The 12100-nt window shown below is 73.3% G+C and carries 10 protein-coding genes and 1 pseudogene; 9 read left to right on the forward strand and 2 right to left on the reverse strand.

What is annotated here, in order from left to right:
- Positions 1 to 5 precede the first annotated feature (5 nt).
- From H1A17_RS24755 to H1A17_RS24790, 8 genes are all read left to right on the forward strand, one after another.
- Positions 6 to 1571: an amidohydrolase gene (locus H1A17_RS24755; protein WP_194823005.1), complete on the forward strand. Its 1566-nt coding sequence runs from the start codon at positions 6 to 8 to the stop codon at positions 1569 to 1571.
- Positions 1568 to 3130 (forward strand): lysine 5,6-aminomutase subunit alpha, encoded by a 1563-nt coding sequence (locus H1A17_RS24760; protein WP_145920037.1) that lies wholly within the window; start codon positions 1568 to 1570, stop codon positions 3128 to 3130. The genes H1A17_RS24755 and H1A17_RS24760 overlap by 4 nt, the downstream gene beginning before the upstream one ends.
- The gene (locus H1A17_RS24765) at positions 3127 to 3879 is read left to right on the forward strand and encodes an OAM dimerization domain-containing protein (RefSeq protein ID WP_145920036.1); all 753 of its coding nucleotides are present in this window, start codon (positions 3127 to 3129) and stop codon (positions 3877 to 3879) included. The genes H1A17_RS24760 and H1A17_RS24765 overlap by 4 nt, the downstream gene beginning before the upstream one ends.
- A complete protein-coding gene (locus H1A17_RS24770) occupies positions 3876 to 4268 on the forward strand; it encodes a hotdog domain-containing protein (RefSeq protein WP_194823006.1) in 393 nt (130 codons plus the stop codon). The genes H1A17_RS24765 and H1A17_RS24770 overlap by 4 nt, the downstream gene beginning before the upstream one ends.
- Positions 4265 to 5611 carry a glutamate mutase L gene (locus H1A17_RS24775; protein WP_194823007.1) on the forward strand — a complete coding sequence of 449 codons (1347 nt, stop codon included), beginning with the start codon at positions 4265 to 4267 and terminating at the stop codon, positions 5609 to 5611. The genes H1A17_RS24770 and H1A17_RS24775 overlap by 4 nt, the downstream gene beginning before the upstream one ends.
- Before the next feature lie 506 nt (positions 5612 to 6117).
- Positions 6118 to 7713: an apolipoprotein N-acyltransferase gene (gene lnt, locus H1A17_RS24780; protein ID WP_370516910.1), complete on the forward strand. Its 1596-nt coding sequence runs from the start codon at positions 6118 to 6120 to the stop codon at positions 7711 to 7713.
- 22 nt (positions 7714 to 7735) lie between these two features.
- Positions 7736 to 8509, forward strand: a complete 774-nt coding sequence (locus tag H1A17_RS24785) for a polyprenol monophosphomannose synthase (RefSeq protein ID WP_194823008.1) — start codon at positions 7736 to 7738, stop codon at positions 8507 to 8509.
- A 98-nt stretch (positions 8510 to 8607) separates the two neighbouring features.
- The gene (locus H1A17_RS24790) at positions 8608 to 9135 is read left to right on the forward strand and encodes an FxsA family protein (RefSeq protein WP_145920032.1); all 528 of its coding nucleotides are present in this window, start codon (positions 8608 to 8610) and stop codon (positions 9133 to 9135) included.
- Positions 9136 to 9193: 58 nt separating this feature from the next.
- Here the strand turns inward: H1A17_RS24790 and H1A17_RS24795 are convergent, their stop codons facing one another.
- A complete protein-coding gene (locus H1A17_RS24795; protein ID WP_007070998.1) occupies positions 9194 to 9535 on the reverse strand; it encodes an RNA polymerase-binding protein RbpA in 342 nt (113 codons plus the stop codon).
- A gap of 228 nt (positions 9536 to 9763) precedes the next feature.
- On the opposite strand from H1A17_RS24795, the gene H1A17_RS24800 reads away from it, so the two are divergent.
- Positions 9764 to 11836 carry a molybdopterin-dependent oxidoreductase gene (locus H1A17_RS24800; protein ID WP_194823009.1) on the forward strand — a complete coding sequence of 691 codons (2073 nt, stop codon included), beginning with the start codon at positions 9764 to 9766 and terminating at the stop codon, positions 11834 to 11836.
- On the opposite strand, the pseudogene H1A17_RS24805 reads toward H1A17_RS24800, so the two are convergent.
- Positions 11824 to 12100, reverse strand: a pseudogene (locus H1A17_RS24805) (hypothetical protein); the annotation flags it as partial. The gene H1A17_RS24800 and the pseudogene H1A17_RS24805 overlap by 13 nt on opposite strands.

Genomic DNA, 12100 nt, shown 5'->3' on the forward strand with positions numbered 1-12100 from the left:
GTGCCATGACGAACCCCTCGACGTTGTACCGCGGTGGAGTGCTGCACTGTCCGGCGGAGCCGAGCGCGACGGCGCTGTTGGTGCGGGACGGGCGGATCGCCTGGCTGGGTGTGGACGCGGACGCGCCGGCCGCCGACCGGGTGGTGGAGCTGGGTGGGGCGCTGGTGACGCCGGCGTTCGTGGACGCGCACGTGCACGCGACGGACACCGGGTTGGTGTTGTCGGGTCTGGATCTGTCGTCGGTGCGGTCGGCGGCCGGGTTGCTGGACGCGGTGGCGGTGTTCGCGGCGGGTCTGCCGGCGGACGCGGTGGTGTTGGGGCACGGCTGGGACGAGTCGGGTTGGGTGGATGCGGCGTTGCCGGACGCGGCGCGGTTGGACCGGGCGGCGGGTGGTCGGCGGGTGTATCTGTCGCAGGCGTCGATCCATTCGGCGTTGGTGTCGCAGGCGTTGCTGGCGGCGTGTCCGCAGGTGGCGGGTTTGCCGGGTTTCGACGCGTCGGGGTGGTTGCGGCGGGACGCGCACCATGTGGTGCGGGCGGCGGCGCGGGCCGGGGTGACGCGGGGGCAGCGGGTGGCGGCGCAGCGGGTGGCGTTGGCGCGGGCGGCGTCGTTGGGGATCGCGGCGGTGCACGAGTGTGGTGGGCCGGAGATTTCCGACGAGGAGGATTTCACGGGTCTGTTGGGTCTTTCGGGTGCGGGTGTGCCGGAGGTGTACGGGTACTGGGGTGAGTTGTCGGGGGCGGCGCGGGCGCGGGAGTTGGGGGCGGTGGGGGCGGGTGGTGACCTGTTCGCGGACGGGGCGTTGGGGTCGCGGACGGCGCACCTGTCGGGGCCGTACCGCGACGGTGAGGGGTGTGGGCACGGTTATCTGAGCGCGGATCAGGTGGGTGACCATCTGGTGGACTGTGCGGCGCACGGGGTGCAGGGCGGGTTCCACGCGATCGGTGACGCGGCGATCGGGACGGTGTTGGCGGGGTTCGCGGCGGCGGCTGCGGTGTTGGGTACGGACCGGGTGCGGGCGGCGCGGCACCGGGTGGAGCACGCGGAGATCATGAGCAAGGCGTTGATCGCCGGGTTCGTGGAGTACGGGATCGTCGCGTCGATGCAGCCGGCGTTCGACCGGTTGTGGGGTGGCGCGGGTCGGATGTACGAGTCGCGGTTGGGGTTGGCCCGGTCGTTGGAGTCGAATCCGATGGGGGCGATGCACGGGGTGGGGGTGGCGTTGGCGTTCGGGTCGGATTCGCCGGTGACGCCGCTGGATCCGTGGGGGGCGGTGCGGGCGGCGGCGGCGCATCACAATGCGGCGCAGCGGATGAGTGTGCGGGCGGCGTTCGCGGCGCACACCCGGGGTGGCTGGCGGGCGGTGCACCTGGACAACGAGGGTGTGATCGCCAAGGGCGCGCCGGCGACGTTCGCGGTGTGGGAGGCCCCGGCGGGGGTGGAGCGGGGGTTGCCGGTGTTGCAGTCCGAGGATCCGGAGTTGCGGGGTCCGGGGGATCCGACGCCGTTGCCGGTGTGCCGGGCGACGGTGCTGCGTGGTGAGGTCATCTATGAGGAAGGCGCGTCGTGACGGGGAAGCTTGACCTGGATCCGGTGCTGGTGGCGCGGGCGCGGGAGTTGGCGCGGCGGGCCGGGCAGCCGGTGGTGGAGTTGGCGCGTAGTCACACCACGGTGTCGGTGGAGCGGGCGGTGTTGCGGCTGGCCGGGGTGACCGGTGCGGATCCGGACGGTATTCCGTGGGTGAACCGTCTGGTGGACGCGGTGGTGGCGGATGTGGGGTTGGGGCACGGGGTGGCGGTGCCGGTGTTCGACGCGTTGGCGCGGGAGCAGATCAGCGATGTGACGCTGCTGGCGCAGAAGGCGGCCGCCGGGTCGGTGCGGTTCGCGCAGCCCACCGGTAGGGCCGCCACGGCGGCGCGGCGGGTGGCGCGTCGGGCGGTCGCCGCGGGTGTGCGGCGGATCGACCGGCGGCGGGCCGAGCGGGGCCGCCTCGTCAAGCGGTACGGGGACCCGAAGCAGCGGCCGTGGATCTACCTGATCGTGGCGACGGGTGACATCTACGAGGACATTCCGCAGGCGCAGGCGGCGGCGCGGGCGGGTGCGGACGTGATCGCGGTGATCCGGTCGACGGGGCAGTCGTTGTTGGACTATGTGCCGGAGGGGGCGACCCGGGAGGGGTTCGCGGGCACGTATGCGACGCAGGAGAACTTCCGGTTGATGCGGGCGGCGCTGGACGAGTCGTCGCGGGAGCTGGGTCGGTACGTGCGGTTGACGAACTACGCGTCGGGCCTGTGTATGCCGGAGATGGCCACCCTGGCGGGTCTGGAACGGCTCGACATGATGCTGAACGACTCGATGTACGGGATTCTGTTCCGGGACATCAATCCGATCCGGACGTTCGTGGATCAGCGGTTCTCGCGGCAGGTGCACGCGCGGGCGGGGATCATCATCAACACGGGTGAGGACAACTACCTCACGACCGCCGACGCGGTCGAGGAGGCGCACACGGTGACGGTGTCGCAGCTGCTCAACGAGTTCTTCGCGCACGAGGCGGGGTTGGTCGACGCCCAGTTGGGGCTGGGGCACGCGTTCGAGATCAACCCTGAGGTGCCGGAGTCGTTCCGGCTGGAGTTGGCGCACGCGTTGTTGGCGCGGGAGTTGTTCCCGGATGCGCCGTTGAAGTGGATGCCGCCGACGAAGCACATGACGGGGGACGTGTTCCGGGGGAATCTGCTGGACGGGTTCTTCAATCTGGTGGGGACGATGACGGGGCAGGGGATCCTGCTGGTGGGGATGATGACCGAGGCGGTGGTGACGCCGTGGTTGTCGGACCGGGACATCGCCCTGCAGAACGTGCGGTACGTGTTGGGTGCGGCGGGCGGGTTGCACGAGGATTTCGTGCCGGCGCCGGGTGGGTTCATCCAGCAGCGGGCGCACCGGGTGCTGGGTGAGGCGGTGGATCTGCTGGAGCGGATCGGGGACCAGTCGTTGTTGACGGCGATCGCCGAGGGCACGTTCGGGATCATGAAGCGGCCGGCGGACCGGGGCAAGGGCCTGTCCGGGGTGGCGCGGCACGAGGCGGACTACTACAACCCGGCCACGGAGATCCTGGAGCAGCAACCCTCATGAGCGAGAAGACGATCGTGCGGCCGTACGGGGACACCACCGGTGACGGCATGGTGCAGGTGTCGTTCACGTTGCCGGTGCCGCACGACAAGCGGGCCGAGGGTGCGGCGGTGCAGTTGGCGAACAGGATGGGCATCGATCCGGCGATGCTGGTGCACGCGAAGCCGATGAGTGACGGGTTCACGTTCTTCGTGGTGTACGGGCGGGTGAACCATCTGGTGGACCTGGCGCAGGTGCAGGTGGTGGAGCGGGACTTTCCGCTGCTGTCGGCCAAGGAGGTCAACGCGGTGGTGAAGCGGCGGTTGCGGCGCAAGCTGTCGGTGGTGGGGGCGTGTATCGGCACGGACGCGCACACGGTGGGCATCGACGCGATCCTGAACGTGAAGGGCATCGCCGGGGAGAAGGGCCTGGAGTATTACCGGGAGTTGAAGGTGTCGAACCTGGGCGCGCAGGTGAGTGTGCCGGAGTTGGTGGAGGCGGCGCGGCGGGAGCGGGCGGATGCGGTGCTGGTGTCGCAGGTGGTGACGCAGCGTGATGCGCATCTGCACAACACGCGGGAGATGTCGGCGGCGTTCCGGGAGGCGATGCCGGCGGGGAAGCGGCCGTTGCTGATCGTGGGTGGGCCGCGGTTCGACGAGACGATGACGGCGGAGCTGGGGGTGGACCGGATCTTCGGTCGGGGTACCACGCCGGGTGAGGTGGCGTCGTATCTGGTGCATGCGTTGGTGACGAGTAGGGAGGCGCGGGGATGAGTGGTGCACGGTTGGGGTTGTCGGTGACGCACCGGCGGTATGTGCCGTACGCGCACGCCCACTACGCGGGGAACCTGGTGGACGGGGCGTACGTGTTGGGGTTGTTCGGGGACGTGGCGACGGAGGTGTGTATCCGTACCGATGGTGACGAGGGGTTGTTCGCGTCGTATTCGGATGTGCAGTTCGTGTCGTCGGTGCGGGCGGGTGACGTGGTGGAGGTGACGGCGACGGTGGTGCGGGTGGGCACCCGCAGCCGGGGGATCGACTTCGTGGCGCGGGTGGTGTGCCGGGGGCGGCCGGAGCGGGGTGGGTCGGCGGCGGAGGTGTTGGCGGAGCCGGTGGTGGTGGTGACGGCGACGGGCACCGTGGTCGTTCCGGCGGCGGCGTGAGGCTGGCGGTCTGCGCCGACGTCGGGTCGACCTGGACGAAGGCGGCGGTGGTGGATCTGGACGCGGGCCGGCTGGTGGGGGCGGCGTCGGCGCCCACGTCGGTCGGGACGGATGTGCTGCACGGGTTGGACGCGGCGGTGGGTGCGGCGGTCGAGGGGGCCGGCGCGGGGGTTGCCGGGGCGTTGCCGTGGTACGTGTGTTCGTCGGCGGGTGGCGGGTTGCGGCTGGCGGTGGTGGGTTACGAGCCGTTGGTGACCGCGCAGGCGGGGCGGCGGGTGGGGTTGTCGGCGGGCGCGAACGTGGTGCACGTGGCGGCGGGCCGGTTGGGGGCGGCGGAGCTGTCGGCGGTGCGGGCGGCCCGCCCGGACGTGGTGTTGCTGGTGGGTGGCACCGATGGTGGGGACGTCGACACGGTGACGCACAACGCGACCCGGTTGGCGCGGGCCCGGTGGCGGGTGCCGGTGGTGGTGGCGGGCAACGTGGAGGTGCGGGACGGGCTGCGGGGGGTGTTGGCGGCGGCGGGGGTGCCGGTGACGGTGGCGGACAATGTGCTGCCCCGGATCGGGGTGTTGGCGCCGGCGTCGGCGCGGGCGGCGATCCGGGAGGTGTTCCTGCGGCACGTCATCGGTGGTAAGCGGTTGTCGCGGGGGGCCCGGTTCGGCCGGTTGGTGCGGGCGGCGACTCCGGATGCGGTGTTGATGGGGGTGGAGGTCCTCGCCGACGTGGTGGGTGGTGATCTGGTGGTGGTGGATGTGGGTGGGGCGACGACCGACGTGTATTCGGTGTTGACGCCGGATGAGCGGGCCGACGGGCCGGGCCGGGAGGTGGCGGGGTCGCTGTGGCGGGCCCGCACGGTGGAGGGTGATCTGGGGATGCGGTGGAGTGCGCCGGGGGTGGTGCGGGCGGCGGTGGAGGAGCGGCTGCTCGATGCGGCGGGGCAGGAGGCGTTGGGGGTGGCGGCGGCGGCGCGGGCGGCCGATCCGGGGTTCCTGCCGGTCGACGATCGGGACCGGGTGGTGGAGGGGCGGATCGCGGCGTTGGCGGCGACGGTGGCGTTGCGTCGGCATGCCCGGGGTGCGGCGACGGGTGAGCGGGCGGGGCGGGATCTGCGGGACGTGCGGCTGCTGGTGGGTTCCGGTGGTGTGCTGCGTCACGCCGACGCGGGGGCGGCGGTGGGGGTGTTGACGCGGGTGTTGACCGATCATGCCGGGGGTTGGCCGTTGCCGCGGGCGGCGCGGCCGGTGGTGGACGTGGATTATGTGCTGGCTGCCGGTGGGTTGCTCGCCGGGGAGCATCCGGGGGCGGCGGGGGCGTTGTTGCGGCGGCATCTGGGTGGGGATTGAGACGCGCCGGCGCGACACGCCGGGTCGGTGGGCGCGACTGGCCGGGGGTGGGTTGACAGCGGCGGGGGTGTAGGCCGTACCGTCTTTGAGTCCTACTACGGGAAGCGGCTGTTGTTCGCTTCGTCCCTTCGTCCGCTGGCCGAGCGACATTGTTGGTGCATCGCGTCGCGGCGGCCAGGTCCAGCGGGCGGGGGTCGGCGGGGCGGCGCGAACCGGCCGCGGTTACCGGTGTACGGGCAGGGTGAGGGGCACGGCCAGTAGACAACGGCCAGGCGGGGGCAGCCAGTCCACCGTCGGGTCGGTCCGAAGGTCGGCGTCGCTCGTTCTCGCCCCACCGGCCGGGAAGGGCCTGGGAGCATCGGGGCGCGGCTTAGGCCGCGCCCCGATTTCGTGTCCGTCCACCGCCCGGGGTTCGTGGGGTGACGTCGGCGGCTTCGGGTTCGGTGGCGTCGGGGGTGGCGGGCCGGGGCGGGTAGCCTTCGGCCCGTGATCGTGGTGAGGTGCCGGTGACGACGCTCGACCGGGATGAGACGCGTACCCCGCCGGTGGTGCGGCCGGCGCGGTCGCCGTTGCCGCTGCGGGTGGCGGTGCCGGTGGCGGTGGCCGCCGGGGTGGCGTTGCTGGTGGCGTTCCCGCCGTACGGCTGGTGGCCGTTGGCGGCGGTCGGGGTGGCCGGGTTGGCGGCGGCGACGCACCGGCGGCGGCTGCGGGCGGGCGCCGGGTTGGGTTTCCTGACCGGGGTGGCGTTGTTCGCGCCGCTGCTGGCGTGGACGAACCTGCACACCGGGCTGCTGCCGTGGGTGCTGCTGTCGCTGTTGCAGGCCGGCTACCTGGCGGTGCTGGGGGCGGCGACGGCGTGGGTGTCGCCGGTGGTGGACCGGTGGCGGTGGGCGTGGCCGCCGGTGACCGGGGTGTTGTGGGTGGGGCAGGAGGCGCTGCGGGACCGCACCCCGTTCGGTGGGTTCCCGTGGGGGCGTCTGGCGTTCAGTCAGGATTCGTCGCCGCTGCTGGGGTGGGCGTGGCTGGGGGGTGCGCCGCTGGTCACCGGGGTGGTGGCGGTGGCCGGCGGGTTGCTGCTGGTGGCGGTGTGGCGGCGGTGGCCGGGGGTGCGGTGGCAGCCGGTGGCCGGGGTGGCGGCGGGTGTGGTGGCGCTGGTGGCGGTGGGATGGCTGGTGCCGTCAGGGGTCGACGCGGGTGGCCGGTCGGTGCGGGTGGCGATCGTGCAGGGCAACGTGCCCCGGTTGGGTCTGGACTTCAACGCCCAGCGGCAGGCGGTGCTGAACAATCACGTCGACGCGACGTTGCAGTTGGCGGAGCGCGTCGGTGCGGGTGTCGAGCGGCGTCCCGACCTGGTGGTGTGGCCGGAGAACTCCTCGGACATCGATCCGTTGCGTAACGCCGCCGCCGGGGCGCGGATCTCGCAGGCCGCGGACGCGATCGGCGCGCCGATCCTGGTCGGGGCGGTGCTCGCCGGTCCGGGTGACGGTGAGGTCCGCAACGCGGGCATCCTGTGGCGGCCGGGCAGCGGCCCGGATCTGGCCCAGGTGTACACGAAGCGGCATCCGGTGCCGTTCGCCGAGTACGTGCCGATGCGGTCGGTGGCGCGTGCGGTGTCCAAGCAGGTCGACCGGGTGCGGGCCGACTTCGTCGCGGGGTCGTCGCCGGGGGTGGTCGACGCGGGTCCGGTGGTGCTTGGGGACGTGATCTGTTTCGAGGTGGCCTACGACGGTCTGGTGCGGGACACCGTCGACGGTGGGGCGCAGCTGCTGGTGGTGCAGACGAACAATGCCACGTTCGACGTGGCGGAGGCCCGGCAGCAGTTGGCGATGGTGCGGTTGCGGGCGGTGGAGCACGGTCGTGCGGCGTTGATGGCCTCGACGGTCGGGGTGTCCGGGTTCGTCGCCCCGGACGGGCGGGTAAGCGACGCCACCGGGTTCAACACCCGGGCGGTGGTGGTGCGGGAGGTGACGCTCGCCGACGGGCGTACCCCGGCCACCCGGGCCGGACGGTGGCCGGAGGTGGCCCTGACCGGGCTGGCGGTCGCGGCCCTGGTCGTCGCGGGGGCGGTGCGGCGTCGTCGGGAGGTCACCGCCGCCGGGTGAGCCGGCAGGAACGGGGGAGACGGTGGGCGAGGCAGCCGGGGGACAGCCGGGGGTGGGCCGGGTGCTGGTGGTGATCCCCACCTACAACGAGGCCGACAACGTCGCCGACGTGGTGGCCCGGGTGCGTCGGGCCGTGCCGGCGGTGGACGTGTTGGTCGCCGACGACAACAGCCCCGACGGCACGGGGACGCTGGCCGAGGCGATGGCCGCCACCGACGGGCAGGTGCACGTGTTGCACCGGCCCGGCAAGCAGGGGTTGGGGGCGGCGTACCTGGCCGGGTTCGGGTGGGCGCGGCAGCACGGCTACGACGCGGTGGTGGAGATGGACGCCGACGGGTCGCACGCCCCGGAGGATCTGCCGGCGTTGCTGGCGGCGGCCCGGGACGCCGACGTGGTGATCGGGTCGCGGTGGGTGGGTGGGGCGCGGGTGGTGAACTGGCCGTGGCGGCGGCTGCTGCTGTCGCGGTGCGGGAACCTGTACGCGCGGATGGCGTTGGGGATGCCGGTGTCGGATGCGACAGGCGGGTTCCGGGTGTACCGGTTGTCGGCGTTGCGGGCGATGCGTCTGGAGTCGGTGTGTTCGCAGGGGTACTCGTTCCAGGTGGAGCTGTCGCGGTTGGCGCACCGGGCGGGGGTACGGATCGTGGAGGTGCCGATCACGTTCGCCGAACGGGAGCGGGGGGCCAGCAAGATGAGCCCGCTGATCGTGGCCGAGGCGTTGTGGCGGATCACCACCTGGGGGTTGCGGGACCGGCGGCCGAGGCGGTGGCGTCGCGGTCACGACCGGTGGCCGTGAGTGGGGGCGTGGCATGCTGGAGGGGCGGGCCTGTCGCCCCGCGGGCATTGTCCGGCCGGTGGCGGTGAGCGGGTGCCGCGCGACGCGGATGAGGTGAGATGCGCCGATACCTGAGGTTCGTGCCACCGGCCCTGCTGCTGGCGGTGGTGGCGGAGTTGGCCGTGTTCATCGGGGTGGGCCGGGCCGTCGGGTTCGGTGCGGCGGTGCTGCTGGTGTTCGCCGCGTCCCTGCTGGGGCTGGTGTTGCTGCGCCGGGAGGGGATGCGCGCCTGGCGGGGTTTCCGCACGTCGGTGGAGTCCCGGCAGCCGCCGGGTCGGCAGGTGACCGACGGGCTGGTCGGGTTGGCCGGCGCGTTGCTGCTGGCGATCCCCGGCCTGCTCAGTGGGCTGGTGGGGGTGTTGCTGCTGGTGCCGCCGGTGCGCCGGTTGGCGCGTGCCGGGGTGCAGCGGGCCACCGAGCGGCGGGTGTCGTCGATGGTCGCCGGTGACCTGTTCGGTCCGCGTACGGTGCGGGTGCGGCGGGGGGAGCCGGCCGCGCCGCCGCCGCAGGGGGACGTGGTGACCCCGCAAATGGTCGACGAGGGGCGGGCCATCGAGGGGGAGATCGTGGAACCCCGCCGGCCCTGAACCCTGGACACGACGACGCCCCCGGAGAGTTCCGGGGGCGTCGTCGTCGCTGTGCGGGTCAGGCGCGGCCGCGGCGGGTGCGGACCTCCTGGAGCCGTTCGGCGAGGATGTCCTCCAGCTCGGCGATGGACCGCCGCTCCAGCAGCATGTCCCAGTGGGTACGCGGCGGCTTGGCCTTCTTCTGCTCCGGTTCGGTGCCGTCGACGAGCCGGGCGACGCTGCCGTCGAACTTGCATTCCCAGGTGGTGGGGACCTCGGCGTCGACGGCGAACGGCACCTCGAACTGGTGGCCCTTGGCGCAGAGGTACTCGCGGGTCTGGCGCGGCGCGAGCTCCGTGTTGCGGTCGGATTCGTAGCTGACCGCGCCCAGACGGCTACCGCGCAGCATGCGCTCGCCCATGTTCGACTTCCCCTCGCTCGTGGTGCTGGTCTTCCGGTGTAACGGCCGGTCACCGCCGGGGCATTCCCGCCCCGGCGGGGTGGGACGACCCCCGCAAGGGTAGCCGGCCACCACACCGGCCCGGCGGGTTCGCCCCGGCCGGGTCGACATCGGTGTGTGCACCGCGATGGTAGCCGCCGCCGGCCGTGTCGGCAGCCGTGACGGGGCGGTGACGATAGCATCCGCGGCATGGCCACCACCGTGCATCCCGGGGCGTGCCCCCTGGACTGCCCCGACACCTGCGCCTGGCAGCTCACCGTCACCGACGGGCGACCGGTGGGGCTGCGCGGCGACCCGGAGCATCCGTTCACCCGGGGCGCGTTGTGCGGCAAGGTGAACCGTTACCTCGACGCGGTCACCGGACCCGACCGGCTGACCACCCCCCTGGTGCGGGTCGGCCCGAAGGGGGTCGGGCCGGTGTCGTACCGGCCGGCGAGCTGGGACGAGGCGGTCCGCCGGGTCGCCGACGGCCTACGTGCCAGCATCGACGTGCACGGCCCGGAGTCGGTCCTGCCCTACTACTTCGCCGGCACCATGGGGCTGGTGCAGGGCTGGTCGATGGGTCCGCGGCTGTTCGCGCACCTGGGGGCGTCGCGGCTGCGGACCACCATCTGCACGGCCGCGTCCCGGGCCGCCCTCGGGTCGGTCTACGGCGGGTCCGTCGGTTTCGAACCGGAGTCGGTGGTCGAGGCGAAACTGGTCATCCTGTGGGGGGCGAACCTGCTCTCCACCAACCTGCACCACTGGCCGTTCGTGCGGCAGGCCCAGCAGCGGGGCGCGCACGTCGTCACCATCGACCCGCTGCGCACCGACACCGCCGCCCGCAGCGACGCGCACGTGGCGCCACTGCCCGGCACCGACGCCGCCCTGGCCCTGGGGTTGATGCGGCACCTGCGGGACCTCGGCGCGGTCGACCGGCAGTGGGTGGCCGCGCACACCGTCGGTTGGGAGCGGATGGAGGCCCGCCTCGACGAATGGCCGGTGGACCGCGCCGCCGCCGAGTGCGGTCTCGACGTCGACGTGGTGCGGGACCTCGGTGAGCGGATCGCCACCACCCGCCCCACCGCCATCCGGATCGGGTTGGGTCTGCAACGGCACGCCGGGGCCGGGCAGGCGGTCCGGGCCATCGCGGCGATCCCCCTGCTCACCGGTGACTTCCGGTATCCCGGTGGTGGGGCGTTGGCCACCACCAGCGGGCACCACCGCGTCGACGCCGACCGGGTCGCCCGGCCCGCCGGGATGCCCGTCCCGCCGGCCCGGTCGATCAACATGAGCCGCCTCGCCGCCGCGCTCACCGACGAGGCCGACCCGCCGGTCACCGCGCTGGTGGTCTTCGACACCAACCCGGTCGCCACCGTCCCCGACCAGAACCGGCTGCGGCGTGGCCTGACCCGCGCCGACCTGTTCACGGTGGTGTTGGAGCAACGCTGGACCGACACCTGCGACTTCGCCGACGTGGTGCTGCCGGCCACCATGCAACCGGAACACCTCGACCTGCACACCTCCTACGGCCACCACTACGCCACTCTGAACCGGCCGGTGCTCGACCCGCCGGGGCAGGCGCTGCCCAACACGGAGATCTTCCGGCGGATCGCCGCGGCCCTCGGGTTGGACCACCCCCGGCTGCGCGACAGCGACGAGGACCTGGCGCGGCAGCTGCTCGACGGCACCGGCATCGACTACGACGAGTTGAGCCGCCGTACGTACGTGCGGGCCACCGGCGTCGCGGCGGGTTCAGCCCCGTACGCGGCGGGTGGATTTCCCAGCCACGACGGGCGGGCCCGGTTCCATGATCCGCGGCTGACCGGGCAGGGTGTCGACCCGCTCGTCGGGTACACGCCGCCGGTGGAGGTGGCGGACGCCGCGCTGGCCCGCCGGTTCCCCCTGGCGTTGATCTCCCCGGCCGGCCGGTTCTTCCTCAACTCGACGTTCGCGTCGCTGCCGTGGCACCGCAGCCGCACCGGTCCGCCCCGCATCCACCTGCACCCCGTCGACGCCGCCGCCCGGGGCCTGAGCGACGGCGACCCGGCGCGGGTGCACAACGACCGGGGCGAGTTCCTGGCCACCGTCGCCGTGGACGACGCCACCCGCCCCGGGTTGGCGTTCACCTACAAGGCGTACTGGGCGCGGCTGAGTCCCGGCGGCAGCACCGTCAACGCGGTCACCGGGGTCCGCGACACCGACCTCGGCGGCGGGCCGACGTTCCACGACACCCGGGTCGAGGTGCAGGCCGCCCCGACCGGCGCGGGTCAGCCCGACTGACCGCTGAGCCGCGCCAACGCGGTGGCCAGGTCGCTGACCTGGTCGGCGAGTTGACCGGCGCGGCGTTGGGCGGCGTCGGCGTCGGCCAACGCCCGGTCCAGGTCGGCCAGTCGGGCCCGGTCGGCGGCCGACGCCCGGTGCGCCCGCTGCACCTCGGCGCGGGTCTGCGCCAGTTCGGCGGTGAGGGCGTCCACCCGGGCCAGCGCGGCGGCCAGTTCCTCCCCGGCGCGGGCGGTCCGCGCGGCGAGATCGGAAGAGCACACG

Source organism: Micromonospora sp. S-DT3-3-22 (assembly GCF_015354745.1).
Classification (GTDB): Bacteria; Actinomycetota; Actinomycetes; order Mycobacteriales; family Micromonosporaceae; genus Micromonospora; species Micromonospora wenchangensis.